This is a genomic window from Aeromicrobium sp. Leaf289 (genome assembly GCF_001423335.1).
Lineage (GTDB): Bacteria > Actinomycetota > Actinomycetes > Propionibacteriales > Nocardioidaceae > Aeromicrobium.
In genome coordinates, this window is the sequence record NZ_LMNK01000005.1 from 34,553 (window position 1) to 59,663 (window position 25,111).

Here is a 25,111-nt window from a genome sequence, read left to right on the forward strand (position 1 = left end):
ACCACACAGCCCCATCCCCACGCCCAGTGGGTCAACACACGGAGGTATCACCATGAGCCGCGACACCGCGCTCGTCACCGCAGACTGGGTCGAGGAGCACCTCGACGACCCCAAGGTCGTCCTCATCGAGGTCGACGAGGACGCCGAGGCCTACGACAAGGGCCACATCCCCGGCGCCATCAAGCTGGACTGGAAGAAGGACCTCCAGGACGGCGTGCGCCACGACTTCATCTCCAAGGAGAAGCTCGAGGAGCTGCTCTCGAGGAAGGGCGTCGCCAACGACGACACCGTCGTCTTCTACGGCGGCAACAACAACTGGTTCGCCGCGTACGCCTACTGGTACCTGACCTACTACGGCCACGAGAACCTCCGTCTGCTCGACGGTGGCCGCAAGAAGTGGGAGCTCGACAGCCGCGAGCTGAGCGCCGACGTCCCGGACCGCCCGGCCACCACGTACACCGCACAGGAGCCGGACGAGTCCGTGCGCGCCTACCGCGACGAGGTCATCGAGGCGATCGGCACGAAGAACCTCATCGACGTCCGCAGCCCCGACGAGTTCGCCGGACGCCTGCTCGCCCCGGCGCACCTGCCGCAGGAGGCCGCGCAGATCGCCGGTCACATCCCCACGGCCGGCAACGTCCCGTGGAGCAAGGCCGCCAACGACGACGGCACCTTCAAGAAGGACGAGGAGCTCAAGGAGCTCTACGCCCAGGCCGGCCTCGACGAGGGCAAGGACACCATCGCGTACTGCCGCATCGGTGAGCGCAGCTCGCACACGTGGTTCGTGCTCAACGAGATCCTCGGCTACCCGAACGTCAAGAACTACGACGGCTCGTGGAGCGAGTACGGCTCGTTGCGGGGCGTCCCCGTGGCGATCGGCGACGAGCGCGGGGAGGCCTGACATGTGCGGAGCGATCAAGGGCGGACCCAGCCTCGAGGGTGTCGACGTCGCGAACCAGGCCGTCATCCAGGGCGTCGTCGTCCGCGGTGACGAGCCGGTCGGCAACGCCTACGTGCGTCTCCTCGACCGCACCGGCGAGTTCACCGCCGAGGTCCCGACCTCGGCGACCGGCCAGTTCCGGTTCTTCGCCGGCCCCGGCGAGTGGACGCTGCGCACGCTCGCGCCGCGCTCGGAGGCCGTCGATCTCGCGGTCGCGGCCGCGGTCGGCGTGGTCGCCGACGTGGTCGTCGACATCGACCGGGTGCCCGTGCACGTCTGAGTCACGCACCACGGCTCGACCCGAGAGACCCCGGACCTGCCGGTCCGGGGTTTTTCGCGTCCTCGGGCGTGACCTTCCGGCACCGAGCGTCGTTCTACCGTCGAGCACGCTCCTCCACGGGGCCGCGTGCGCGTGGGATCCGTCACCGCCTGGGAGTGTCATGAAGAAGATCGTCGCGACTCTGGTCGCCTCCGCGCTGGCCGCGTTCGCCCTCGTGGCAGCGGTCCCTCCCGCCTCGGCGGCCGGCCTCGCCTCGGCCGACGCGCCCTACCCGCCCACCGTCTGCGACCTGCAGCTGTCGAAGACGCGGGTCGCCCCCGGTGAGACGTTCACCGCGACGGTCACGGCGGACCAGCCCACGATCATCACGGTCAGCTACGAGGACCAGTCGTTCAGCGAGGACGACACGACGAAGCTCGTGGCGACCTTCACGGCACCGGCCGCCTCCAGCACCCGGAGCACCCAGGTCGTCGCGACGTGCGGCGACCTCGGCGCCGTGAGCGCCGAGGTGCTCGTCGTGGTCGGTGGTGGCGACGACGGCGACGCCGCGGCCGACGCGGACGCCGACGCCGGCGACGCGGCCGGCATCCTGCCCGGCACCGGTGGCACCGACCTCTGGCTGCTGGTGCTCGGTGCACTGCTCGTGCTCGCCGGCATCGGCGCCGTGGTCCAACGCCGCCGCAGCAGCTGACCCGTCGTGGCGTCGCCACGCTTCCTGCCCGAGCGGTACGACCGGGCAGGGTGGGTCCGGCTGGGTCTGGCCGTGACGGGAGCGGTGCTCACGGTCTGCGTCGTGGTCCTGGCCTGGCAGGGGGTGCGCGCAGCGATCCTGCTGTCGCGGGCGAGCGACCAGTCCCAGCTGCTCCTGGCCCAGGTGGCGCAGGGCGACGCGGACGGTGCGCGGCAGACGTCGGCGGTCCTGACCGACGCCGCGGGCCGCGCGCACGCCTCGACGGATGGTCCGTTGTGGGCGGTGTTCTCCCACGTCCCGATCGTCGGTGACGACGTCGACGCCGTGCGCGTGGTCGCGCGCGAGGTCGACCGGGTCGCCACCCAGGCCGTGCCCACGATCGTCGACGTCACCGCCCAGGTGGGGCTCGACGCGTTCTCGCCGCGCGACGGACGGGTCGACATCGCGAACCTCGAGGCCGTGGCACCGCGCCTGGCCGGCCCGCGCGAGGCCCTCGAGCGCGCTGCACGCGGCGTGGGCGAGATCGAGCCGCAGAAGGTCGCGGGCCGGCTCCAGGCGCCGGTCCGCCGCCTGCAGGGCTCCCTGACCAGCGCCGCGTCGGCCGCACGCGTCGCGGACACCGCGGCCGCGCTGCTGCCGGAGATGCTGGGCGGGAGCGAGCGCCGCCGCTACCTCCTGCTCATCCAGAACAACGCCGAGATCCGCTCGCTCGGCGGCATCCCGGGATCGTTCGCCGTCATCGAGGCCGATCGCGGCAAGGTGCGCATGCGCACGCAGGGCTCGGCCATCGACGTGCCGCCGATCGACAGGCCGCGTCTGACGGTGCCGGAGGACCAGCTCGGTGCCGTGCCGGTGACCGCCGCGACGGACCTGCGCAACACGACCGCCGTGCCCGACTTCCCCGAGGCCGCGGCCTTCGCGAGCTCCCTCGTGGGCGAGGAGCTCGACACGCGCTTCGACGGCGTCGTGTCCGTCGACCCGGTGACGCTGGGCTACCTCCTGCAGGGGCTCGGGCCGGTGACGCTCGAGGACGGCACGCGGCTCACGGCCGAGAACGCCGTCGACGAGCTGCTCAACGGCGTCTACCGCCGCTACGCCACCGACCTGCTCGGGCAGGACGCCGTGTTCGAGGACGCCGCCCGCCGCATCTTCGACGCGTTCGTGGACGGGCAGGGCGCCACCCAGCCCGTGCTCGAGGCCCTCGTGCAGGCCAGCGTCGACAACCGGGTCCTCGTGTGGTCGGCTGACGAGTCCGAGCAGCGCCGCATCCGTTCCACGGGCGTCGCGGGTGCGCTCCCGCAGACGCGGGACCGGGCCCACGTGGGCGTGTACGTCGACGACAGCAAGGGCGCGAAGCTGCAGTACTACCTCGACGCGTCGTCCACGCTGCGCTCCGTGCGGTGCGTCGACGACCGGGCGCAGGTGCTCACGCTGCGCACCACGCTCACCTCCACGGTCCCCGACACCGCGCTCCCGATCTCCATCACGGGGCTCGAGCTCCCGGGACTGCGTCCGGGGGACCAGCGGCTCTCCGTGCGGGTCGTGGCACCGGCCGGCGGCGTGTTCGAGCGCGTGCGGCTGGCCGACGTCGAGCGGACACCGTCGGGCGGGCGGATCGGCGACCGTCGGGTGACGGTCGTCCCCGTGACCCTGCGACCCGGGGAGTCGGTCGACCTGGAGGTCCAGGTGCGCACGGGCGAGGGGCAGACGAGCGACGCGGTGCTCACGACCACGCCCGGCATCGAGGCCGGCGCGAACGACGTCCGGGTCCGCTCGGCCTGCGGCTGAGCCGGCGCGTCAGCCGATCTGGTCCTCGTCGGCGAGCTGGTCGTCGGGGTACTTCTCCAGGTACTCGTCCATGCGGTCCTCGCGCAGCGCGGTGAACAGCTCGGCGTTCTTGGCCTCGTCGAGCCTGACGATGCTGCCGACGACCGGGATGGTCTCGGTGGTGGCCACCGGAGCCGTGAGGAACGTGACGTCGTCGGACCCGGTGCCGCGCAGCGAGAGCGCGAGCGCACGCATGTCGCCCGGGTCCCAGCCGGCGTCGACGGTGAGGTTCTTGGTGACCGCGGTGAGGGTGCGGGTCAGCTTGATGGGGTTGCTCATGGTGTCGCGCGCGAGCATCTTCTTCATGAGCGACCGCAGGAAGTTCTGCTGGCGGGCGATGCGGTCGAAGTCGCCGCGGAGCAGGCCGTAGCGCGTGCGCACGTAGGCGAGGGCCTTCTTGCCCTCGAGGGTCTGCTCGCCGGCCTCCCACTGGACCTTCTGCTTGGGGTCGTAGAACGGCCGGGGGATGTAGACGGGCACGCCGCCGACGGCCTTGGAGAGGCTCTTGAAGCCGTCCCAGTCGATGATCGCGAGGTGCCGCATGCGCAGGTCGGTGAGGTTCTCGACGGTCGAGATCGCACCGTTCGGGCCGAACTCCGCGAAGGCGTCGTTGATCTTCTGCGTCGACTGCTTGGTGCCGGTCTCGTCGTAGATGTCGGTGTAGGTGTCACGCGGGATCGAGACGAGGTAGACCTTCTTCCGGTCCGACGTGATGTGCGCGATCATCAACGTGTCGCTGCGGTACTTGCCGGCCGGCCACGACCCGGAGGCGGCGTCCTCGGCCAGCGTCGTGTCCTCGGCGCCCTCGACCTTCTTGCCCTTGTCGGAGCCCAGCAGCAGGATATTGAGCGCCTTGCCCTTGTCGGGATCGGGGCGGTCGGCTTCCTTCAGCTTGTTCTCGACCCGCCCGACGTTGCCCAGCTGGGCGTTGAGGTAGTAGGCGTACGCGGTGCCCGTGCCGAGGACGAGGACGAGGGCGCCGACGACACCCACGACCAGCTTGCGGTGCCGGCGGTGGAAGGGGACGCCGCCGGCGCGACGCTTGCCCTTGACTTCGCGGCGCGCTCGCTTCTCGCGACGCGACATGGCACTCCCGTTCGATGTTCTGGTGGGGTCAGGACGACGGCGCCGGGGCACGTTCGCCGACGCCGATTCGAGAATCCTACGTCCTTCACCTGAAAGGACGGTCAGAATGCGAAGGCGCTACAGCTCGAGCAGGACGGTGAACGGCCCGTCGTTGACCGAGCGGACCTGCATGTCGGCACCGAAGCGGCCGGTGGGGACCGTCGTGCCCAGGGCCCGCAGGGCGGCACAGAACTCGTCGTACAGCGGCTCGGCCACGGCGCCCGGTGCGGCGGCCGTCCACGTGGGACGCCGCCCCTTGCGCGCGTCGCCGTAGAGCGTGAACTGGCTGACGACGAGGACCGCGCCGCCGGTGTCGGCGACCGAGACCTCGTCGTGCAGGATGCGCAGGCCGTGCACCTTCCGCGCGAGCGCGTCGGCCTTCTGCACGGTGTCGTCGTGGGTGACGCCGAGCAGCACGAGGAGATGGTCGGCGTCCGCGTCGGTGCCGCCCACGGAGCCGACGACCTCGCCGTCGACGACGACCGAGGCCTCGCTCACCCGCTGGACGACCGCACGCACGTCGGCAGGTTAGCGCGCGTCGATACGATGGACCCCATGGCCTTCGAGATCCCCGCCGACCTCCACCCCGACGTCGCGCCCCTGGCCTGGTTGCTCGGTACCTGGCACGGCAACGGGCGTGGCGACTACCCGACGATCGAGCCCTACTCCTTCGAGCAGGACGTCGTGCTCGCCCACGACACCCGGCCCTTCCTGCACTACTTCAGCCGGTCGTGGGTCACCGACGAGTCCGGCGAGCGGATCGGCCCCGGCGACCTCGAGACCGGCTTCCTGAGGCCTGCCGGTCTCGTGGAGGGCGGCAAGGGCATCAACGTCGAGCTGGTCCTCGCGCACCCCACCGGGTACGCCGAGGTCTGGTACGGCGTCGCCGAGGGACCCCGCATCACGCTCGCGACCGACATCGTCGCCCGCACCCAGTCGGCGGCGGAGTACACCGCCGGCCAGCGCATGTACGGCCTGGTCGACGGTTCGCTCATGTACGCGATCGACAAGGCCGCCGAGGGCCAGACCATGCAGTCGCACCTGTGGGGGAAGCTCGCCCGTGTCTGAGCCGCAGCCCGACCCCGCCGCCGCGGACGACCTCGCCCCGGCGCGGCGCCGCAGCCCCCTGCTCGACCTCGAGGGTGCCGTCGAGGCCGACCGCCCCGACCACGGGGTCGCGGCCCACTACGGCGAGCTCACCGTCGAGCAACGTCGTCTCGAGAAGGGCGACGGCTTCGTCGACCTCTCGCACCGGGACGTGCTGACGGTCACCGGCCCCGACCGGCTCACCTGGCTGCACTCGCTCACGACCCAGCACCTCGAGCGGCTCGAGCCCGGGCTGGCCACCGAGGGGCTCGTGCTCACCCCTCAGGGCCGCATCGAGCACGCGTTCGAGGGCGTCGACGACGGCACCACCTTCTGGGCGCACACCGAGCCCGGCGCCGGCGCGGCGCTCGTCACGTTCCTGGACCGCATGCGGTTCATGACGCGGGTCGAGGTCGCCGACGTCACCGCCACCCACGCCGTCGTGGGGCTGCACGCCGCCGAGCAGGACGGCGGGGGCGCGCGATGGGCCATCGAGCCGCGCGACACGGTGGCCTCGTGGCCCCAGCGGTACGGCCGCCCGGCAGGGACGTGGGCCTGGGAGGCCCTGCGCATCGCATCCGGGACGCCACGCTTCGGCGTCGACACCGACGACCGCACGATCCCCAACGAGGTCGGGCTGCTCGAGCGGGCCGTCCACCTCGACAAGGGTTGCTACCGGGGCCAGGAGACCGTCGCCCGCGTGCACAACCTGGGCCGGCCGCCGCGTCGGCTGGTCCTGCTGCACCTCGACGGCTCGCCCGACCGGCTGCCCGCACCCGGCAGCGCCGTGGAGCGCTCCGACGAGCCGGGCAAGGCGGTCGGCGTGCTCGGGTCGCGCGCCCTGCACCACGAGCTCGGTCCCATCGGTCTGGCCCTCGTCAAGCGCTCGGTCCCGGTCGACGCCGCGCTGGTCGTCGACGGTGTGGCCGCAGGACAGGAGCCCGTGGTCGACCCCGAGGTGGGGCTGCACGTCCGACCGCGGTCGGGCCCCTGAGGTGGGCGCCCGTCCCGAGCGCAGTCGGTGGAGCATCCTCGCGGTGTGCACGGCCAACGTGTGTCGTTCGCCCCTCATGGAGCTGCTCCTGAAGGAACGACTCGACCCGTCCACCTTCGAGGTCGCCAGCGCCGGGGTGATGGGCTGGCGCGACGCGCCCGTCGACAGCATGGTGCGCCTCGAGCTCGCCCGGCTCGAGATCGACGGCTCCGACTTCCGTTCGCAGCCGCTGGAGGTGCGCCACGTCCGGGGCGCCGACCTCGTGCTGACCGCCACCAAGGAGCACCGGTCCGCCGTGCTGGAGCTCGACCCCGGTGCCCTGCGCAAGACCTTCACGCTGCTCGAGTTCGCGGCGCTCGTCGAGGGGCACGAGGCGACGCAGCTGCCCGAGCTCGTCGCCGACGCGGCCCGCCGCCGCAGCACGGGACCGGCGCGCGCCGACGTGCCGGACCCCTTCCGGCGCTCACCGGCGGTGCACCGCAGCACGGCCGACCTGATCGACGACGCGACGGCGTCGATCGCGCGCACGCTGTCGCTGCTGCAGCCGGCCTGACGCCGGCGACATAGTCAGCGCCGACGTCGGCGCGAGGACTTCCCCTGGGCGTACTCGTACCCGTAGCCGTAGCGGCCGGCGGCCCGGCGGGGCGTCATGGAGAGCACGCTGCCGAACAGCTTCGCGCCGACCGTGTCGAGCCGGTCGACCGCGGCGCGCACCTGGTCGTGCCCGGTGCGTCCGTGGCGCACCACGAGCAGCGCGCCGTCGGCGAGCAGCGACAGGATCGCGGCGTCGGCGACCGGCAGGAGGGGCGGTGCGTCGATCAGCACGACGTCGTAGCGCTGGCGCAGGTCGGCGACGAGGCGCTCCATGGCACCGGTCTGCACGATCTCGGCCGGGTTCGGCGGACGGGCGCCGCTCGCGAGGACGTCGAGCCCGGGGACCTCGGTCTCCTGCAAGGCCTCGTCGAGGTCGACACGGCCCACCAGCACCGTCGTCAGGCCGACGGTGCTCTCCAGGCCGAACGACTCCGCGAGCTGGGGCCGGCGCAGGTCGCCCTCGACCAGCGCGACCCGCAGGCCCGACTGCGCGAGGGCGATGGCGAGGTTGCAGGCGGTGGTCGTCTTGCCCTCGGCCTCGACGGCACTGGTGACGGCCACGACGGTCCGGTCGTGGTCGACGTCGACGAACTGAAGGTTGGTGCGCAGGATGCGCACCGCCTCGGCGCGGGGGTGCTGAGGGGACAGCGAGGTGAGCAGGGGGGAGTCGTGCGCGGCCCGGTCGTGCGCGATCGCGCCCAGCACGGGTGAGCCGGTGGCCGCCTCGAGGTCGTCGGTGGTGGCGATGCCCCGGTCGGTCGACTGGCGCCACCGAGCCACGGCCAGGCCGATCAGCAGGCCCGCGAGCAGCCCGCCGAGCAGGTAGGGCCACCGCGTCGGCTCCACGGGCGAGGCGGAGCCCGAGCCCGGGTCGATCACGAGCGTGGTCTCGCGCTGTGCGGCGTCGAGGTCCTCCTGCTTCGTGGCGAGCCAGGTGGTGAACTCCTCGGCGACCTGTCCGGCGGCCTCGCGCGCGTCGGCCAGGCTGTCGTCGCGCACGGTGACCTTCAGGATCGTGCTGTCGCCGACCACGCCGGAGGTGACGTCGTCGCGGGGGATCGGCGTGGTGCCGAGCGCCTCGCCGGCGCGGCCCACGAGCGCGGGTCCGCCCAGGATCCGACCGTACGACTCGAGCGTCCGGGCCGAGAGCGTGCGGGCGGGCACCTCCTCGGTGCCGACGGGCGGCTCGACGAGGACCTCGGCCGAGGCCTCGTAGCGCGGTGTGATGCCGGACACGAGCAGCTGCCCCGCCACGGCACCCAGCACGCCGAGGACCACGACCAGGATCCACCGTGAGCCGAGGGAACGACGGGGGGTCGGCGTCGGCATCGCGCACCGTCTCCTTGCTGGCTGGGGGATGGGCGGGCCTGCTGAGGGTCCTTCTCGGGTCGCCGGGATTGGTCTCGGGGGCACCGGTACGGAACACTATCGCTTGCACCCTGCGTCACGACGGGGTTCCCCCGTCTCGCAGTCAGCACCAGGAGTCCCATGAACGACGACGTACCCGCGCCCGCGACCCCCGACGACACCGTCCCCGGCGAGCCTGCTCCCGACGACACCGTCCCTGGCGAGCCTGCTCCCGGCGGCACCGGTCCCTTCGAGGCCGGCCCTGTCGAGACGAGCCCTGTCGAGACCAGCCCTGCGGAGACCGTGGTCGAGCCGGCCCCCGACCAGCCGGTCGCGCCGACTCGGCCGTTCTCCGACCTCGGTCTCGACGACGAGCTCGTGCAGGTCCTCGAGCGCCTCGGCTACGAGACCCCCACGCCGATCCAGGAGGCGGCCGTGCCGGCCCTCCTGGCCGGTCGTGACGTCGTCGGTCTCGCCCAGACCGGTACCGGCAAGACGGCCGCGTTCGCCCTGCCGATCCTGCAGAAGATCGACCCCGACCGTGCCTCCACCCAGGCGCTGGTGCTGGCTCCCACCCGTGAGCTCGCGCTCCAGGTGTGCGAGGCCATGACGTCGTACACGCCCAAGGGGCGTCGGATCCGGGTGCTGCCCGTGTACGGCGGCCAGGGCTACGGCGCCCAGCTGGCGGGCCTCGAGCGCGGCGCCCACGTCGTCGTCGGCACGCCCGGCCGCGTGATGGACCACCTCGACCGCGGCAGCCTCGACCTCACCGGTCTCGACCACCTCGTCCTCGACGAGGCCGACGAGATGCTGGCGATGGGGTTCGCCGAGGACGTGGAGCGGATCCTCGCCGACACCCCCGAGTACAAGCAGGTGGCGCTGTTCTCGGCCACGATGCCGCCGGCGATCCGACGCCTGGCCAAGCGCTACCTCCACGACCCGGCCGACATCGCGACGCCGCAGGCGCGCTCCTCCACGAGCACGGTGCGCCAGCGCTGGATCCCGGTCTCGCACCACGCGAAGCTCGACGCGCTCACGCGCCTGCTGGAGGTCGAGAGCGGCGACGGGATGATCATCTTCGTCCGCACCAAGTCGGCCACCGAGGAGCTCGCCGAGCGTCTGCGGACGCGCGGCTTCTCGGCTGCCGCCATCAACGGCGACCTCGCCCAGGCCCAGCGCGAGCGCACGGTCAACGCCCTCAAGTCGGGTGCGCTCGACATCCTGGTGGCCACCGACGTCGCGGCCCGCGGGCTCGACGTCGACCGCATCACCCACGTGGTCAACTACGACATCCCGCACGACCCCGAGGCCTACGTGCACCGGGTCGGCCGCACCGGGCGCGCCGGACGCAGCGGCGAGGCGATCCTCTTCGTCACCCCCCGTGAGCGCCGTCTGCTGTCGGCCATCGAGAAGGTCTCGGGTCGCGCCGTCGAGGAGACGGGCGTGCCGAGCGTCGACGAGGTGAACGCCCGCCGGACGGCCAAGTTCGCCCAGGCCATCACCGACAGCATGGGCTCGCCCCAGTTCCACGCGTTCCGCGGCCTGGTCGAGGACTACGTGCGCGAGCACGACGTCGAGATGCTCGACGTCGCAGCCGCCCTGGCCGTCATGAGCACCGACGACAAGGAGTTCTTCCTGCGCCCCGACCCGCCCAAGGCGGCGCGGCGCGAGCGCCCCGAGCGTCCGGCACGCGACACGAGCGACCGCGGACCGCGTCCCTCGAAGGACGGGTGGACGCCGTACCGGATCGCGGTGGGCAAGCGCCACAAGGTCTCGCCCTCGATGATCGTGGGCGCCCTGGCCAACGAGGGAGGGCTGCGGCGCGCCGACTTCGGGAAGATCACGATCGGCGTCGACCACGCCGTCGTCGAGCTCCCGCAGGACCTGCCGGACGCGGTCTTCGAGGCGCTCTCGGACACCCGGATCTCCGGCCGGCGGATCGACCTGAAGCGCGACGGCGGCCCGCAGGGCCGCAGCCACGGCGGCGGGCGCGACGACCGTGCGGGCGGCTACCGCTCGAAGGGCGGACCGCCCGGCAAGGGCGCGAAGGACAAGTACCGCAAGCCTCGCCACCCCAAGGGCTGACGACGGCCACGGCCTTCCGAGAGGACGAGATGCGACGACTCGAGAACCCTGATCGCGACTACGACTGGGGCTCGCCGGAGGCGATCCCTCGTTTCCTCGGTCGGCCGCCGGCCGGGGGCCCGGTGGCCGAGATCTGGATGGGCACCCACCCGCTCAACCCCTCGCGCGTGCAGGGCGCGAAGGGTCCGGTCTCGTTGCGCGAGGTCGCCGGCGAGCTGCCCTTCATGCTGAAGATCCTCGCCGCGGACCGGCCGCTCTCCATCCAGGTCCACCCCAACGCCGTGATGGCCCAGGAGGGCTACCGGGCCGAGGAGGCGGCCGGCGTCCCGCTCGACGCGCCCCACCGCGTCTACAAGGACCCCCACCCCAAGCCGGAGATGGTCTACGCGCTGACGGCGTTCGACACGCTCGTCGGCTTCCGGCCCACGGCCGAGATCCTGCGCGTGCTGGCCGCCATCGACGTCCCGCGGGTCCAGGACCTCGTCGAGAGCCTGCGTCGTCAGCCCGGGTTCCTCGGCATCGTGCGCGTCGTGGAGGACCTGCTGACCGATCCGCCGTCGCCCGAGGAGGTCGCCGAGGTCGTGACGGCGTGCCGCGACGCTGAGCAGCGCGGCATCGACATCAAGCGTGCCTACGCCACGGCGGTCCTGGTCGGCGAGCACCACCCGGGCGACGTCGGTGTCGTGATGTCGCTGCTGCTCAACCGACTCACCCTCCAGCCCGGCGAGGCGGCCTACCTCGGTGCGGGCATCATCCACGCCCACCTCAGCGGGCTGTGCGTGGAGGTCATGGTGTCCTCCGACAACGTGCTGCGTGGCGGCCTCACCGGCAAGCACCTCGACCCGCAGGGCCTGGTGCGGTGCCTCGACCGCGGCATGTCGCGCCTGGCGCGCGTCGAGGCCGACCAGTTCGGCTTCTCCACCGACGTCTACAGCCCCGGCCTGCGTGAGTTCGCGCTGTCGATCACGCAGTGCTCGTCGGCCGAGCCCGACGGTGCACGCCTGCCCGACGACGGTCGGCGGATCGTGGTCTGCCTCGGGGGTGACGTGGAGGTCGTCAACGAGATCGGGGAGCGGGAGAAGCTCGCCCGCGGCGAGGCCCTCTTCGCCGACGTGTCCGACGGCGTGCTGCACGCGGTGGGCACGGGCGAGGTGGCGCAGGCCTACACGCCGGCTCCCGACCTCCCGCCCGCCGAGCTGACCGACCTCGTCTGAGTCTTCGCTCGCTGCTGCGTTGCTGTGGGTGCGAGTCGGGTCGGTCTCCGAAAGGGCCTCGACCGGCGGCGGGTCCGGGCTCGGGTGAGCTTTCGGAGCGTGGCTCGGGGGGGACGCAGGATTCTGCGTTCGTGCGCGAGGGGGCGAAGGATGCTGCGTTGGCTACGGGATCCCGTCGTGAATGCAGCATCGTTCGGGGTTCTGCGCGCGAAGGCAGAATCCTGCGTCCGCCGGGGGCGCCGGTGCGCGGCGGGTGGGCAGGGATTCTCCTTTTGCGTGGACCGTGCCTCACGAAGGGAGAATCCCTGCCCGTACGGGGCCCTTTTCGTCGCCACGATTCCTCCTTCGCGTGGCACGGTCCACGCGAAGGAAGAATCATGCGTGGATCCCGCGCAGATGGAGAATCGTGGCCGCGCCCCGCAGGCCCAACCGACCCGAGACCCGCTGCTCCGGTCGAGGCCCTTTCGGAGACCGCCCCGCCTCGGAGCCACAGCGACGCACCCGCAGGACGAAGGCCAGCCGCCGCAGCCGTAGCCGACCACTCACCCGCCGCCACACGGATGCAGAGGAAGTCAGACCAGGTCGTCGCGTCCGGCCGCCGACAGCGCGGCCGGGACCTCCTTGACTCGCTGGGCGTGCTCGAGCGTGGTCACGAGCAGTGCGTCGTCGGTCTGCACCACCACGGCACCAGGGATGCCGACGACCGCGACCGTGACGCCCGGCCGGGCGCGCACCAGCCCGTCGGCGTCGATCCAGAGGGTGTGCTCGTCGCGCGACGAGCCGTCGGGCGAGGACGCATGGTCGTGCCCGAGGTCGTGGAGGGCGGCGAAGTCGCCGATGTCGTCCCAGCCGAACCGCCCGGGGACGGTCGCGATGCCGCCGGTGAGCGAGACCGGCTCGGCGACGGCGTGGTCGATCGCGATCTTGGTGAGCGTGGGCCAGACCTGCTCGAGCACGGCCTGCCGGTCGGGGCCGGACCACGCCGTGGCGATGCGCCGCAGCCCGTCGTGCAGGGTCGGCTGGAGGCGAGCCAGGTGGTCGAGGAGCACGTCGGCGCGGGTGACGAACATGCCCGCGTTCCAGCTGAAGGTCCCGGCGCGCAGGTAGGCCTTGGCCGTCTCCTCGTCCGGCTTCTCGACGAAGCGCACGACGGTCCGTGCGGTCGGGGCGCCCTCGACGCTCAGGGGCGCTCCGGACTCCACGTAGCCGAACGCCGTGGACGGTGACCGCGGGGCGATGCCGATGGTGGTGACGTGACCGTCGCGAGCGGTGCGCACCGCCTGGGTGACGGCGTCGGCGAAGCGGTCGGCCCCGGAGACCACGTGGTCGGCGGCGAAGGACGCGACCACGGCGTCGGGGTGGTCCTGGTGGACGACGGCGGTGGCCAGACCGATGGCCGGCATCGAGTCGCGCGGCGACGGCTCCACGAAGATGCTCGTCAGCGAGGGCAGCTGCTCGCGCACCGCGTCGGCGTGACGGGGCCCGGTGACCACGTGCACGCGCTCCGGCGGCACGAGCTGCGTCACGCGGTCCCACGTCTGCTGCAGCAGCGTGCGGCCGGAGCCCGTGAGGTCGAGCAGGAACTTGGGCCGGCCGGCGCGCGAGAGGGGCCACAGCCGGGTGCCGGCGCCCCCGGCGGGGATGATGACGTGCAGGTCGGCCAGGTCGGCCGGTCCCAGAGGATCGGGGCTCATGCGGTTCGGGACTCCTGCCGTGGCGGTGGACTCAGCCCGGCGACGGGACGACGTCGACCGGTGGGACGTCGACGACCGGCGTCGGCTCGCCGACGTCGACCTTCTTGCCCTCGAGCGACAACGTGGCACGCAGGGCGTTGTGGTCCGTCAGCACCGGTGACGCGTAGCTGCTGCCCGACATCCGCACGAGCTGCTTCCAGGCGAGCACCTGGAACTCCTCGGAGGCGAAGATGTGGTCGACGTGGGCGCCGGAGCGCAGGGGACGCGTGGAGAACGTGTGGCCCGTGTTGAACTCGCGGTTCTCGACCTTCTTCGCGACGTCGACGGTGTCGCGCTGTCCGATGCCTCGCATCATGGAGCCGGGGGAGTCGGCGCCGCGGTGGCGACCGGAGTTGAAGTCTCCGGCGTAGACGATCGGCAGGCCGCCGTCGTTGATGGACCGCATGCGCGAGATCAGCGTGTTCATCTCGCTGCGCCGCTTGCCGTCGTTGCCGTGACCGTTCTCCAGGTGCACGTCGACGACGAAGAACTGGCGGCCGGTCTCCTTGACCGTGAACCGGGCCCACGTGGCGTGTCGACCGTGGCCGACGGGGAAGAAGCCGCCGCTCTCCTGGGTGAACAGGGCCGGTCGGTAGAAGATGTAGCGCGCCTTCGCGCCGCCCGTCGCACGCTGGAAGCCACGCTCGCCGCCGGTGAAGATCGCGTTGGTGGTGCCGCCGACCCGCTTGCCGCCCGCTTCCTGCAGGACGAACAGGTCGAGCTTCTCGGCGTTGAGGAAGGCCGCCATCTGCCGGGCCCGTCCGGCGTAGCCCTTGCACTTCTCCGAGCACACGTTCCAGGTGCCGACGTTGAACCGCACGTCCTCGGGCAGCGTCTCGGTGGCGACCGCAGCCCCGAACTCGCCGACCACGTCGCCGTTGACCGGCCGAGCGCGGAACCAGTACGGGCGACCCGGCTCGAGGGCGTCCGTGACCAGCTCGGGCTCGCTGCCCACGGTGCGCACGGACTGGACCAGCTCACCGAAGTCCTTGTCGGTGGCGACCTGCACGTCGTACTGCCGGGCGTTGACGACCGGCTTCCACTCCAGCCGGGCGCCCGTGGTGCCGGTCTTGTCGACCGCGACCTTCGTCATCTCGCCGGGGGGCAGCACGAAGCGACCGGTGCGCGACCGCACGATCTCGCCGTCCTTGACCGCGTCGACGCGGAAGAAGCGGTCGCCGCCGGGCGTGGTGGGCTGCAGGTCCTCGACCAGCACCTGCTTCTTGGTGGAGGTGACCTTGAGGGCGTCCTTCGTCAGGGCGCGGTCGCTGCCGACGTGGACGACGTACTCGTCGACCTCGTCGGTGGACGCCCACGTGAGCTCGACGCTCGTGGGCGACAGCGTCTCCGCCGCGAGGCGGGTCGGCGGTGCGGTGTCGTCGAGCAGCGTGCGCGACGACCACAACCCACCGGCCAGCACCGCGAGGCCCGCGACCAGGGCCACGAGCAGCCCGACGCGACCGAGGCGGGGCCGACGCCGTCCGCTGCGTCCGCCGCGCGCACCGGGACGTCGCCGGGCGCCGCCGCGTGAGGGCGGGCCCGCAGGACGCGTCGCGACACGACGGCCTGCAGGGATGCGGCGACGGGTGACCAACGGAGAGGCTCCAGCACGAGGATGGCGGCGGACTGACGGACTGCGCGAATTCTAACCGGCTCGGCCGCCTGGGGTGGGCCGGTCCGCAGGTTCGTGCTCAGGAACGCTCGCCGGGCCACCCTCTGCGCCGCTGCCCGCGGCCGACCTCAGGGCTTCTGGGTCTGCCCGGGGATGCCGAGGTAGGCCGTCAGCGGGTTGTGGTCGCTCGCGAACGGCGTGCGGTACCGGTTCGCCGACGCGAGGTCCACGACCACCTTCCAGGTGCGCGACGTGACGTCCGGGGTGGTGTAGATCGCGTCGACGTGGTCGCCGTTCTTGATCGGCACGACCTGGCCCTGGTTGGAGGAGTTGAACAGGACGTTGTAGGCGTGGCCGTCGGCCCGGTCGCCGTTGTCGGCGGCGCGGGCCCGGTCGAAGGAGTCGACGTGGTCGGCGGCGAGGAACGCCTTGCGCACGCCGTCGTAGCCGCCGGCGTACTTCGCGTTGTTCTTGTTGGAGTTCACGTCGCCGGCGTAGACGACGGGCAGGTCGCGGGTGTTGAGCGCCCCGACCAGCGACAGCATCCTGCGCGTCTGGGCGTACCGGCGGTCGTCGTTCGTCTTGCCCTTGTACGGCTCGAGGTGGGGGTCGACGACGATGAACGGGGTGCCGGAGCTCTTCTCGACGAGCTCGGCCCACACGGCGTAGCGCCTGCGGTCCGCGTCGAGGGTCAGCGTGCCCGAGCGGTTGAGGTTGTAGACCGACGTCTTGTAGAACAGCGACTTGGCCGAGATGTAGGCCGCGCGGCGGAACCCGGGGAGCACCGACCCGAAGTTGGTGTCCTTGTCGCCGGACTCCTGCGTCGAGATGACCGAGGCGCCGGTGCCGAGCACGGCGGCCGCCGCACGCGACTTGCGGCTCTTCCAGCTGCCGATCCCGCTCGAGGAGCGGCACTTGTCCTGGCCGCAGAGGTTGTAGGTGACCACGCGGACGTCGACGTCGGAGGTCGGCAGGATCCGGGTGGTGACGCCCCGGACGGCGCCCTTGACCGGTGCGTTGTCGCCACGGGTCCGCGCGTAGTAGCGGACGCCGGGGGCCAGGCCCGTGAACGTGGTCCGGGTGCCGGCGACCTGCTGCGTACGGACGCCCGAGCTGAAGTCCTTCTTCGTCGACACGTCCACGACGTAGGTCTCGGCGTTGGTGGCGGCCTTCCAGATCAGCGTGAGGCTGGTGGGGGTGGAGGACTCGAAGGTGATCCAGGCGACGTCGCCGACGGGCAGGTCGAAGCGGGCGCGGGCGCTGTCGGCGCGGGCGTCGCCGCGGTAGGCGCGGACCATGTAGACGTAGTCGGTCCCGAGGTTGGGGGACAGCCCGGTGAGCGTCGCGGTGGTCCCGGTGGTGCGAGGCGTCACCTGCTCGCACGCCGTGGCCTTGACGAAGGTCATGACGCACACGTCGTAGGAGGTGGCGTTCTTGGCCGCCTTCCACGTGATGGTGGCCGAGGAGCTCTTGACCGCGTGCTTGAGGCCGGTGGGGGCCTCCGGCTTGAGGGTCAGCTCGATCGGGGTGCGCGGCGAGGCTGCGGACGCCTTGCCGACGTAGGCGCGCACGTGCACGTGGTAGTCGGTCCCGTCGACGGGGGTGAGCTTCGTGAAGGTGTGCGAGGTCTTCGTGGTGAAGAAGCCCTCGGTGCACGACGTCTGGGCGAGGCTGCGGACGAGGCAGACGGCGTAGCGGTCCGCGTCGGGGATCGCCGTCCACGAGACGGCGGCGGTGTCGGTCCCGGTGGAGACCGACACCTTCGGCGCGGCCGGACGCAGGTCGATCGCGACGCGGGGGCTGGCGGCGGAAGCGCTGCCGTCGTAGGCGCGCACGTGCACGAGGTAGTCGGTCCCGGCGACGGGGGTGAGCTTCGTGAAGGTGTGCGAGGTCTTCGTGGTGAAGAAGCCCTCGGTGCACGAGCTGTCGCCGACGTTGCGGACGAGGCAGACGGCGTAGCGGTCGGCACCCTTCACGGCCGGCCAGCTGACCGTGGCAGCGTCCTGCGTGGTGCTCACGGTGGGACGGGGGGCCGGGACGGCCGCCGCTGCCGGGGTCGTCATGGCACCGGTGAGCAGGGCGATGACGGTGGCGACGACGAGAGCAGGTGCTCCGAAGGCGTGACGCAGGGAAGGCATGCAGTCCTCTTCTGGTGAGGGAAGCCGACGCCCGAGTGCGCCGTACCAGATCAGGGCACTGTAGTGGAAGAACGACACGGGTGGGAAGAAAGTGACCAATGGGACTGGTGGGATGAGCCGATGGTCGGGAGGGCCGGGCGGGCTCGACCGCGCCGGTGGAGCCCTACGCTGGAGCGATGGACGTCGTCGCCGAGGTCACCCGGTCCGGGCTCGTGGAGAGCCGCCACCGCGGAGCAGCCGTGCGGGTCGGTCCCGACGGCGAGACGGTGTGGTCGCTGGGTGATCCCGGCGTCGTGGTGTTCCCGCGGTCGACGAACAAGCCCTTCCAGGCGACCGGCCTCGTGGAGGCGGGCCTGGACCTCGAGCCCCGCCTGCTGGCGCTCGCGGCCGCGAGCCACTCGGCGGAGCCGTTCCACCTCGAGGGGGTGCGCGAGATCCTCGCGCTGGGCGGCCTCGACGAGTCGGCCCTGCAGACGCCGGCGTCCTACCCGCTGGACCCGCACGAGCACGCAGCCGTCCTGCGTGCCGGCGAGGGACGTCTGCCGATCCGGATGGACTGCTCGGGCAAGCACGCCGCCATGCTGCTCACCTGCGTGGTCCGGGGGTGGTCGACCGAGGACTACCTGGATCCGGACCACCCGGTCCAGCGCGCCGTCACCGAGACCTTCACCGCCCTGGTGGGCCCGCCCGACACGGTCGGGGTCGACGGGTGCGGAGCCCCGCTGCTCGCGACGTCGCTCGAGCGTCTCGCCCGCGGCATCGGTCGGCTCGTCCAGGCGGAGACGGGGACGGCGGCACGACGGGTGGCCGACGCGATGGTGGCCCACCCCGAGCAGGTCAGCGGGACCCGCCGACCCGACCTGGCGCTGGCCCGCGCCGTGCCGGGATCGCTGGTGAAGTCGGGTGCCGAGAGCGTGGTCGTGGCCGGCCTGGCGGACGGCTCCGCCCTCGCGGTCAAGATCGAGGACGGTGGCGAGCGTCCCCTGTTCGTGGTGCTGCACCGAGCGCTCGAGCTGGCCGGCGTCGAGGCCGACCTGCTGCGCGAACGTCCGGTGGTGCTCGGTGGCGGGCGTGCTGTCGGAGAGGTGCGGCCGGTCCTCTGACCGGTTGTGAGACGGGTCGCATGCAGATCTGCTTGCACTTGCTTGCAAATGCAAGCACACTGGAGACATGGCCAAGCTGGACGTAGGAGGAGCCGTCGAGAACCTCGGCGACTACTTGCGCGAGCAGCGACGCCAGGCGCAGATGTCCCTGCGACAGCTGGCTGAGAAGTCCGAGGTCTCCAACCCGTACCTCAGCCAGATCGAGCGGGGCGTGCGTCGTCCCTCGGCAGAGGTCCTGCAGCAGATCGCGAAGGCGCTGCGCATCTCGGCCGAGTCGCTCTACGTCCGTGCCGGTCTCATCGACATCGACGAGTCCGGCGCGCGGATGGTCGAGGACGCCATCGCCCTCGACGCCCGACTGACGGAGCGGCAGAAGACGGCACTGCTGGACATCTACCGCTCGTTCGTCGGCACCGACGTCGCACCGGACGAGGCACTTGCCGAAACGGTCACCCAGGCCAATCCCGACACCTCTCCCGAGGAGACACCCACATGAGCATCACCGATCAGATCAACGCCCAGATCAAGACCCTGGTCGATGAGGTCAAGAACCTCACCGACACCCTCAAGAAGGTCGAGATCGACGACCTCCGCTCGCAGGCCACCGGCCTCGTCGGCTCCGCGCAGGCCCAGGCGCAGTCCAGCTACGCCGAGCTGCTCCAGAAGGGTGAGGAGTTCGTCGCCCAGGCACGCGCCCTCAAGCTCGACGACGTGCAGAAGCGCGGCGAGAAGCTGCTCGACGCCCTGCGCAAGGATGCCAAGAAGAACATCAAGGAGGCCCGCAAGGCCGCCGAGGACGTGGCCGACGACGTGCAGAAGCGCGCCGAGGACATCGTCGCCGAGGCCCAGGCCACCGTGTCGAAGGTGACGAAGAAGGCCCCCGCCTCGAAGTCGTCCGCGAAGAAGGCCCCGGCCAAGACGTCGGCCGCCGCTCGCTCGGCCGCCTCCTCGACGACCGCCGCGGCCAAGAAGGCCCCGGCCAAGACCGCCTCCGCCGCGAGCACCACCAAGAAGACCGCCGCGAAGAAGGCCCCGGCCACCACGTCGGCTGCCAAGAAGACGACGGCCAAGAAGAGCACCGCCAAGAAGACGACGGCCAAGAAGGCGTCCTCCACCGGGACCGCGAAGAAGACGACGGCCAAGAAGGCTCCGGCCACGACGACGTCGTCCACCGCGACCGCGAAGAAGACGACGGCCAAGAAGTCGCCTGCCAAGAAGACCTCCTCGAGCAGCAGCTCGACGGGCAGCACCACCAGCCAGTCCTGAGCCACGGCTCACCACACGAGCGGCGGGTCCCCGACGGGGGCCCGCCGCTTCGTGCGTCCGGTAGGGTCCAGGCGTGTTCGAGGTCGAGTCGGGTCTGATGCTGGTGCTGTCGCTCGCCCTGTTCGCGGTCAAGGCGTTCGCGCTCGTGGACTGCCTCACCCGCGCGCCCGCCCGGTTCGCCGTGGCCGACACGCTCCCGAAGAGCTCGTGGCTCGTGATCCTGGGCCTCACGCTCGCGGCGCACCTGGTGCTCTGGAGCCCGCTGTCGCTGCTCAACCTCGTCGGCACCGTGGCCGCGCTGGTCTACCTCGCGCAGCTGCGCGGCAGCCGCGTCTGACCCGTCCGCGATTAGCGCCTCGGCGCCAGCGTCGCTATGGTCGAAAGGTTGTCCCGTGCACCCATGGGTGCGCAGGACCTGACTGACGATGTCGAACGACTGTGCCGACGACGACTGAGCCGAAGGAAGAGGTGGTGCCCTCGTGAGTACCCTCACTGACCGAGAACATGCATCTGCAGGACGCTGGAGGCGACGGATCGACCCCGTCGTCTTCGGGTTCACCGGCGTGGTGGCGATCGGGTTCGTCGTCTGGGGCCTGGTGAGCACGTCCGGCCTCAAGGCGGCCTCGGACACGTCGCGCTCGTGGGTCATCACGAACACCGGCTGGTTCTTCGTGCTCGTCGCGTCGTTCTTCGTGATCTACGTCCTGTGGCTCGCGGCCTCCAAGTACGGCCGGATCCCGCTCGGTCGCGACGACGAGGGTCCGGAGTTCCGGACCGTCTCCTGGATCGCGATGATGTTCAGCGCCGGCATGGGCATCGGGCTCATGTTCTGGGGCGTGGCCGAGCCGCTGTCGCACTTCGCGTCGCCGCCGCCCGGCACGGGCGAGGCGCAGAGCGACGAGGCCGTCCAGAGCGCCATGGCCTCCACGATGTTCCACTGGGGCCTGCACCCGTGGGCCATCTACGCCGTCGTCGGCATCGCGATCGCCTACGGCACCTTCCGCAAGGGACGCAAGCAGCTGATCTCGTCGGCCTTCGTCCCGCTCTTCGGCCGACGCGCCGAAGGACCGGCCGGCAAGGTGATCGACATCCTGGCGATCTTCGCCACCCTCTTCGGATCCGCCGCCTCGCTGGGCCTCGGCGCCCTGCAGATCGGCGCCGGACTGCAGTTCAACGGGTGGATCGACGAGCCGAGCAAGATCGTGCTCGTCTCCGTCATCACCGTGCTGACGATCCTGTTCATCCTCTCGGCCGTCTCCGGCATCGAGCGGGGCATCCAGTGGCTGTCCAACACCAACATGGTGCTGGCGCTCGTGCTGGCCGTGTTCGTGTTCGTGGCCGGGCCGACGCTGTTCATCCTGAACCTCGTGCCGACCGCGCTCGGCGACTACGCCTCGCAGATGACCGAGATGGCCTCGCGCACCGCGGCCAGCGGCGACGACGCCATGGAGGCCTGGCTCTCCGGCTGGACGATCTTCTACTGGGCCTGGTGGGTCTCGTGGACCCCCTTCGTCGGCATGTTCATCGCCCGCATCAGCCGCGGTCGCACGATCCGCGAGTTCGTCACGGGCGTCCTGCTCGTGCCCACGCTGGTCAGCCTCGTGTGGTTCGCGATCTTCGGCGGCGCGGGGATCTTCGAGCAGCGCGCCGGTGCAGGCATCGTCGGTGCCGATGGCGCCGTCCAGTCCGACTTCGCCCTGTTCCAGCTGCTGGAGCAGTACCCGGCGGCGAGCATCACCTCGGTGCTGGTCATGGTGCTCGTCGGCATCTTCTTCGTGTCCGGCGCCGATGCGGCGTCGATCGTCATGGGGACGCTGAGCGAACGCGGATCCACCGAGCCGAGCAAGCCGTCGGTCATCTTCTGGGGCGCCCTCACCGGCGCCGTCGCGGCGATCATGCTCGTGATCGGGGGCTCCGACGCCCTGACCGGTCTGCAGAACATCACGATCGTCGCGTCCGTGCCGTTCGTGTTCGTCATGGTGGGCCTGTGTCTCGCGCTGTACAAGGACCTCCAGACGGACCCGGTCATCGTGCGCCACCGACTCGGTCTCGAGGCCGTCGAGGAGGCCGTGGCCGTGGGCGTCGAGGAGCACGACGGCGACTTCTCGCTCGTCGTGGAGCCCTCGGAGAGTGGCGACAGCGTGACGGTCAGCCGGCAGGAGCGCCCGGACGACCCCAGCTGACCCGACGAGGACGTCCGCCCCGGTCCGCACGGACCGGGGCGGACGTGCGTCGGGGCGCGGCTAGATCGTGAACCCGGCGAACAGCACCGAGGCCAGCGCCAGTGCGAGCCCGATGTTGACGAGCGTCGCGGCGGCGAAGACGCCGATCGGACGCCAGCCCGCCTCCTTCAGCGAGGACACCTTGAACTCCAGGCCGATCGAGACGAACGCCAGGATGAGCGCGTAGTCGCGCAGGCCCTTCACGACGGTGTCGAACGCCTCGGCCCGCGCGGCCGACGCCTGCTCCAGGTAGAGCGTCGCGATCACGGACGCGGCGATGAAGCCGAGCACGAACTTCGGGAACCGGTGCCACAGCTCGATGGCGCGGGGGCGCTCACCCTGGGGGTCGCGCTCGACCTTGAACGCGAACCAGGCCGTCAGGCCCACCGCGACGAAGCCGATGAGCGCGTTCTGCGTCAGCTTGACCACCGAGGCGATCTGGAGAGGCTCCTCGCCGGCGATCGCGCCGGCAGCGGTGACGGCCGCCGTCGTGTCGATGTTGCCACCGAGCCAGGCGCCGGTGACGGCGGGCGAGAGGCCGAGGAGGTCGGCGAGCCACGGCAGCACGAAGATCGAGGGCAGTGCGAACAGGATGACGAGGCTGGCCGTGTAGGCCAGCTGCTCCTTGCGGGCCCGCACCGCGCCGGCGGCCGCGATGGCCGCGCTCACCCCGCAGATGCCGACGGCCGACGCGAGGAGGGCACGCAGGCGATCGTCCAGCCCGAGGCGTCCGGCGAACCACCAGGTGAAGGCGAAGACGCCCGTGATGAGCAGCAGGCCCTGGAGGATCGCTGGTCCTGCGGCCCGCGCGATGACCGAGAGCACCACCGTGGCCCCGAGCACGACCAGGCCGGTCTTGATGAAGAACTCGGTGCGGAAGCCGCCCGCGAGGCGGTCGCGCACCCCGAGCGAGGACAGCAGGGCGTTGACGAGCAGGCCCAGCGCGATCGCGTAGACGGGATACTCGATGGCGTCGCCGACGTCGGCGAGCGCGGTGTCGGCGAGCCACGTGGGCACGTTCTCGGTCAGGAGGCGGGCGGCCGCGCCCGTGGCGACGACCACGGCCAGACCCACCAGCACGGCGGGGGAGTGCAGTCGGTCGCCGTACTCCACGACCGACCGGTCGTCGGCGGAGGCGTCGGCGCTCACAGCGGCAACCAGCCCTCGGTGACGACGCCGGCGGCGGTCAGCACGACCAGCGTCAGGCCGACGATCGTCGCGAGCCAGTCCTCGGAGAGGTGGAAGCGGCGCGCGTCATCGACGGCGGGATCGCGGTCGGGGCGGGGCGGGGCAGGGTGGTCCTGGCGGTCGGTCATGCCGACAGCCTCCGTCTCGTCGGCGCCCGGACGCGTCCGGTTCCGGATGGCGGGACCGGGCCTTCGGCTGCCGGTCCTCTGCTAGGGACTCAGGTGCCGAACGTCGGGGGTGCCTGGTCGAGCCGGCCGGGGTGCAGCCAGCGCGTGATGATGACGCGGAGCATGCTGAGGGCGTCGTCGGAGCGCTCCTCGCCCTCGTCCTGGACCTCGGCGTGGGTGCGCAGGAGGGCGGCGAGCCACAGGCCCGCCTGGCCGGGGTCCAGCTCGCGGTCGGCGGTCCCGTCGCGCATGGCCCCCACCAGCAGCTCGGTCAGCTCGGCCTGCACGGCGTCGTCGACGTCGGCGCGCGCGTCGGCGATCACGTCGACCCGGTCGAGGAGGGCGTCCCAAGCGCTCATGGGGGCAGCGTAGTCGGCGCCCCGGCGAGCCTCGGAAGGCGTGGCGTCTAGAACATCTGTTCGAACTCGCCTACGATGCTCGGGTGTGGTTCCAGGGTTCGCTGCTCGACGTCGGCGACGAGGCCGTCGTCGGTCCGCTGGGCGCCTCGGTGCAGCGCAGGGAGCTTGCCCACGGCGCATGGGTCGATGTCCGCCCGGGCTGGGTGCAGGGCGCCGACCCGTTGTTCCTGAGCCTGCAGACCGAGGTCCGGTGGCGGGCCGAGAGGCGGGAGATGTACGACGACACGGTCGACGTCCCGCGGCTGCTGGCGCACTACGGATCGGGTGCCGTGCTGCCGCACCCGGCGCTCGACGACGCGCGCGACGCGCTGAACCGGCACTACGGCGCCGAGCTGGGCGAGGACTTCGTGACGGCTGGGCTCTGCTACTACCGCGACGGTCGCGACAGCGTCGCCTGGCACGGCGACCGGATCGGCCGTGGGCGCAGCGAGGACACGATGGTGGCGATCCTGTCGCTCGGCGCTCCGCGTCGGCTCAGCCTGCGCCCGACGGACCACGGCCCGGGCGACACCATCGGCTTCGTCGTGGGCCACGGCGACCTGCTCGTCATGGGTGGCTCGTGCCAGCGCACCTGGGAGCACGCCGTGCTCAAGACCGCCAGGCCGGTGGGCCCGCGGATCAGCGTGCAGTTCCGCCCCCGCGGCGTGCTCTGACGCGGGCGCCGTCGGCGGGCCCCGGATGGGACTGCATCGGTCGGGGGCCCTCGGAGGTAGGTGGCGCGCGCTATTCGCACGGCGAAGGTAGGTGGCGCGCGGATGCAGACCTCCATACCGCGGGCCACCCACCTCTGACGCTCCGATTCCGCGGGCCACCTACCTCGGACCCGGCTGGGGCAGTGGGAGGTAGGTGACGCACGTGAAGCACGTCGTTTCAGGTACGAGACCTACCGCCGACACGCTCGATCAGTGCGTCACCTACCTCTGACGCCCCGGGTCGGTGCGTCACCTACCTCCGACGCCCCAGGACCAGCCCGCAGCATCGGAACTCGGCCGAGCGTGAGCCCGTCCGCCGGTCGAGGCCTTTTCGGAGGCCGAGCCGAGACCCAGCCGAAGGGAGCGCAGCCGCAGGCCGAGACCCAGC

General features: G+C 71.6%; 24 protein-coding genes. 15 read left to right on the forward strand and 9 right to left on the reverse strand.

Annotation, left to right across the window (positions count from 1 at the left end):
• Positions 1 to 52: 52 nt before the first annotated feature.
• The 4 genes from ASF37_RS14935 (at position 53) to ASF37_RS14950 (ending at position 3,699) form a co-directional block, all read left to right on the forward strand.
• Positions 53 to 901, forward strand: coding sequence for a sulfurtransferase (locus ASF37_RS14935; RefSeq protein ID WP_055970071.1), 849 nt, complete (start codon positions 53 to 55; stop codon positions 899 to 901).
• Between the two features lies 1 nt (position 902).
• Complete coding sequence (locus ASF37_RS14940) at positions 903 to 1,220, forward strand: DUF1416 domain-containing protein (protein WP_055970068.1); 318 nt, start codon at positions 903 to 905, stop codon at positions 1,218 to 1,220.
• Positions 1,221 to 1,380: 160 nt separating this feature from the next.
• Positions 1,381 to 1,911: an LPXTG cell wall anchor domain-containing protein gene (locus tag ASF37_RS14945; RefSeq protein ID WP_055970065.1), complete on the forward strand. Its 531-nt coding sequence runs from the start codon at positions 1,381 to 1,383 to the stop codon at positions 1,909 to 1,911.
• Between the two features lie 6 nt (positions 1,912 to 1,917).
• Positions 1,918 to 3,699: a DUF4012 domain-containing protein gene (locus ASF37_RS14950; protein ID WP_056581441.1), complete on the forward strand. Its 1,782-nt coding sequence runs from the start codon at positions 1,918 to 1,920 to the stop codon at positions 3,697 to 3,699.
• Between the two features lie 9 nt (positions 3,700 to 3,708).
• Here the strand turns inward: ASF37_RS14950 and ASF37_RS14955 are convergent, their stop codons facing one another.
• Positions 3,709 to 4,824 (reverse strand): LCP family protein, encoded by a 1,116-nt coding sequence (locus ASF37_RS14955; protein ID WP_055970059.1) that lies wholly within the window; start codon positions 4,822 to 4,824, stop codon positions 3,709 to 3,711.
• Positions 4,825 to 4,941: 117 nt separating this feature from the next.
• Positions 4,942 to 5,382 carry a D-aminoacyl-tRNA deacylase gene (gene dtd, locus ASF37_RS14960; protein ID WP_056552875.1) on the reverse strand — a complete coding sequence of 147 codons (441 nt, stop codon included), beginning with the start codon at positions 5,380 to 5,382 and terminating at the stop codon, positions 4,942 to 4,944.
• A gap of 36 nt (positions 5,383 to 5,418) precedes the next feature.
• On the opposite strand from dtd, the gene ASF37_RS14965 reads away from it, so the two are divergent.
• From ASF37_RS14965 to ASF37_RS14975, 3 genes are read left to right on the forward strand one after another with little or no spacing between them, the layout of a single operon-like run.
• Positions 5,419 to 5,931, forward strand: coding sequence for an FABP family protein (locus ASF37_RS14965; protein ID WP_056553017.1), 513 nt, complete (start codon positions 5,419 to 5,421; stop codon positions 5,929 to 5,931).
• Positions 5,924 to 6,943, forward strand: coding sequence for a folate-binding protein YgfZ (locus ASF37_RS14970; RefSeq protein ID WP_200914343.1), 1,020 nt, complete (start codon positions 5,924 to 5,926; stop codon positions 6,941 to 6,943). The genes ASF37_RS14965 and ASF37_RS14970 overlap by 8 nt, the downstream gene beginning before the upstream one ends.
• Positions 6,944 to 6,986: 43 nt before the next feature.
• Entirely contained in the window at positions 6,987 to 7,496 is a 510-nt protein-coding gene (locus ASF37_RS14975) for a hypothetical protein (protein WP_156364684.1), read from the forward strand.
• Between the two features lie 14 nt (positions 7,497 to 7,510).
• Here the strand turns inward: ASF37_RS14975 and ASF37_RS14980 are convergent, their stop codons facing one another.
• Positions 7,511 to 8,866: a CpsD/CapB family tyrosine-protein kinase gene (locus ASF37_RS14980; protein ID WP_056581444.1), complete on the reverse strand. Its 1,356-nt coding sequence runs from the start codon at positions 8,864 to 8,866 to the stop codon at positions 7,511 to 7,513.
• 159 nt (positions 8,867 to 9,025) lie between these two features.
• On the opposite strand from ASF37_RS14980, the gene ASF37_RS14985 reads away from it, so the two are divergent.
• On the forward strand, positions 9,026 to 10,969 hold the full coding sequence (locus ASF37_RS14985) for a DEAD/DEAH box helicase (protein WP_082506547.1): 1,944 nt from the start codon (positions 9,026 to 9,028) through the stop codon (positions 10,967 to 10,969).
• Positions 10,970 to 10,998: 29 nt separating this feature from the next.
• On the forward strand, positions 10,999 to 12,183 hold the full coding sequence (gene manA / locus ASF37_RS14990) for a mannose-6-phosphate isomerase, class I (protein ID WP_056581446.1): 1,185 nt from the start codon (positions 10,999 to 11,001) through the stop codon (positions 12,181 to 12,183).
• A gap of 572 nt (positions 12,184 to 12,755) precedes the next feature.
• Here the strand turns inward: manA and ASF37_RS14995 are convergent.
• The 3 genes from ASF37_RS14995 to ASF37_RS15005 all read right to left on the reverse strand — a co-directional run bounded on the left by ASF37_RS14995 (position 12,756) and on the right by ASF37_RS15005 (position 17,666).
• Positions 12,756 to 13,877, reverse strand: coding sequence for a mannose-1-phosphate guanylyltransferase (locus tag ASF37_RS14995; protein WP_056581449.1), 1,122 nt, complete (start codon positions 13,875 to 13,877; stop codon positions 12,756 to 12,758).
• Positions 13,878 to 13,908: 31 nt separating this feature from the next.
• The gene (locus ASF37_RS15000; protein ID WP_056581450.1) at positions 13,909 to 15,360 is read right to left on the reverse strand and encodes an endonuclease/exonuclease/phosphatase family protein; all 1,452 of its coding nucleotides are present in this window, start codon (positions 15,358 to 15,360) and stop codon (positions 13,909 to 13,911) included.
• Between the two features lie 296 nt (positions 15,361 to 15,656).
• A complete protein-coding gene (locus tag ASF37_RS15005) occupies positions 15,657 to 17,666 on the reverse strand; it encodes a hypothetical protein (protein WP_056581451.1) in 2,010 nt (669 codons plus the stop codon).
• A gap of 176 nt (positions 17,667 to 17,842) precedes the next feature.
• Here ASF37_RS15005 and ASF37_RS15010 point away from each other — a divergent pair, with 176 nt between their 5' ends.
• The 5 genes from ASF37_RS15010 (at position 17,843) to ASF37_RS15030 (ending at position 22,218) form a co-directional block, all read left to right on the forward strand.
• Entirely contained in the window at positions 17,843 to 18,769 is a 927-nt protein-coding gene (locus ASF37_RS15010) for an asparaginase (protein ID WP_055970033.1), read from the forward strand.
• A gap of 67 nt (positions 18,770 to 18,836) precedes the next feature.
• Positions 18,837 to 19,265 (forward strand): helix-turn-helix domain-containing protein, encoded by a 429-nt coding sequence (locus tag ASF37_RS15015; RefSeq protein WP_055970030.1) that lies wholly within the window; start codon positions 18,837 to 18,839, stop codon positions 19,263 to 19,265.
• Positions 19,262 to 20,035, forward strand: coding sequence for a hypothetical protein (locus ASF37_RS17265; RefSeq protein ID WP_056581452.1), 774 nt, complete (start codon positions 19,262 to 19,264; stop codon positions 20,033 to 20,035). The genes ASF37_RS15015 and ASF37_RS17265 overlap by 4 nt, the downstream gene beginning before the upstream one ends.
• Positions 20,036 to 20,108: 73 nt before the next feature.
• Positions 20,109 to 20,372, forward strand: coding sequence for a DUF2516 family protein (locus tag ASF37_RS15025; RefSeq protein ID WP_055970024.1), 264 nt, complete (start codon positions 20,109 to 20,111; stop codon positions 20,370 to 20,372).
• 142 nt (positions 20,373 to 20,514) lie between these two features.
• Positions 20,515 to 22,218: a BCCT family transporter gene (locus ASF37_RS15030; RefSeq protein ID WP_082506549.1), complete on the forward strand. Its 1,704-nt coding sequence runs from the start codon at positions 20,515 to 20,517 to the stop codon at positions 22,216 to 22,218.
• A gap of 60 nt (positions 22,219 to 22,278) precedes the next feature.
• Here ASF37_RS15030 and ASF37_RS15035 read toward each other — a convergent pair whose 3' ends face one another.
• The 3 genes from ASF37_RS15035 to ASF37_RS15040 all read right to left on the reverse strand — a co-directional run bounded on the left by ASF37_RS15035 (position 22,279) and on the right by ASF37_RS15040 (position 23,971).
• Positions 22,279 to 23,406, reverse strand: coding sequence for a YeiH family protein (locus ASF37_RS15035; protein WP_056581457.1), 1,128 nt, complete (start codon positions 23,404 to 23,406; stop codon positions 22,279 to 22,281).
• A complete protein-coding gene (locus tag ASF37_RS17505) occupies positions 23,403 to 23,573 on the reverse strand; it encodes a hypothetical protein (protein WP_164468775.1) in 171 nt (56 codons plus the stop codon). Before ASF37_RS17505 ends, ASF37_RS15035 begins: the two co-directional genes overlap by 4 nt.
• 89 nt (positions 23,574 to 23,662) lie before the next feature.
• Complete coding sequence (locus tag ASF37_RS15040; RefSeq protein ID WP_056552850.1) at positions 23,663 to 23,971, reverse strand: hypothetical protein; 309 nt, start codon at positions 23,969 to 23,971, stop codon at positions 23,663 to 23,665.
• 83 nt (positions 23,972 to 24,054) lie between these two features.
• On the opposite strand from ASF37_RS15040, the gene ASF37_RS15045 reads away from it, so the two are divergent.
• Positions 24,055 to 24,684, forward strand: a complete 630-nt coding sequence (locus ASF37_RS15045) for an alpha-ketoglutarate-dependent dioxygenase AlkB (RefSeq protein WP_055970012.1) — start codon at positions 24,055 to 24,057, stop codon at positions 24,682 to 24,684.
• The last annotated feature ends 427 nt before the right edge of the window (positions 24,685 to 25,111 follow it).

What these genes read in the sequence shown, in the direction of transcription:
- ASF37_RS14985 (WP_082506547.1), top strand. Translation starts at nt 9,026, where the DNA reads ATGAACGACGACGTACCCGCGCCCGCGACCCCCGACGACACCGTCCCC.
- ASF37_RS15005 (WP_056581451.1), bottom strand. Translation starts at nt 17,666, where the DNA reads ATGCCTTCCCTGCGTCACGCCTTCGGAGCACCTGCTCTCGTCGTCGCC.
- ASF37_RS14945 (WP_055970065.1), top strand. Translation starts at nt 1,381, where the DNA reads ATGAAGAAGATCGTCGCGACTCTGGTCGCCTCCGCGCTGGCCGCGTTC.
- ASF37_RS14980 (WP_056581444.1), bottom strand. Translation starts at nt 8,866, where the DNA reads ATGCCGACGCCGACCCCCCGTCGTTCCCTCGGCTCACGGTGGATCCTG.
- ASF37_RS17265 (WP_056581452.1), top strand. Translation starts at nt 19,262, where the DNA reads ATGAGCATCACCGATCAGATCAACGCCCAGATCAAGACCCTGGTCGAT.
- ASF37_RS14940 (WP_055970068.1), top strand. Translation starts at nt 903, where the DNA reads ATGTGCGGAGCGATCAAGGGCGGACCCAGCCTCGAGGGTGTCGACGTC.
- ASF37_RS14935 (WP_055970071.1), top strand. Translation starts at nt 53, where the DNA reads ATGAGCCGCGACACCGCGCTCGTCACCGCAGACTGGGTCGAGGAGCAC.
- manA (WP_056581446.1), top strand. Translation starts at nt 10,999, where the DNA reads ATGCGACGACTCGAGAACCCTGATCGCGACTACGACTGGGGCTCGCCG.
- ASF37_RS15040 (WP_056552850.1), bottom strand. Translation starts at nt 23,971, where the DNA reads ATGAGCGCTTGGGACGCCCTCCTCGACCGGGTCGACGTGATCGCCGAC.
- ASF37_RS14955 (WP_055970059.1), bottom strand. Translation starts at nt 4,824, where the DNA reads ATGTCGCGTCGCGAGAAGCGAGCGCGCCGCGAAGTCAAGGGCAAGCGT.
- ASF37_RS15015 (WP_055970030.1), top strand. Translation starts at nt 18,837, where the DNA reads ATGGCCAAGCTGGACGTAGGAGGAGCCGTCGAGAACCTCGGCGACTAC.
- ASF37_RS14965 (WP_056553017.1), top strand. Translation starts at nt 5,419, where the DNA reads ATGGCCTTCGAGATCCCCGCCGACCTCCACCCCGACGTCGCGCCCCTG.
- ASF37_RS15010 (WP_055970033.1), top strand. Translation starts at nt 17,843, where the DNA reads ATGGACGTCGTCGCCGAGGTCACCCGGTCCGGGCTCGTGGAGAGCCGC.
- ASF37_RS14995 (WP_056581449.1), bottom strand. Translation starts at nt 13,877, where the DNA reads ATGAGCCCCGATCCTCTGGGACCGGCCGACCTGGCCGACCTGCACGTC.
- ASF37_RS17505 (WP_164468775.1), bottom strand. Translation starts at nt 23,573, where the DNA reads ATGACCGACCGCCAGGACCACCCTGCCCCGCCCCGCCCCGACCGCGAT.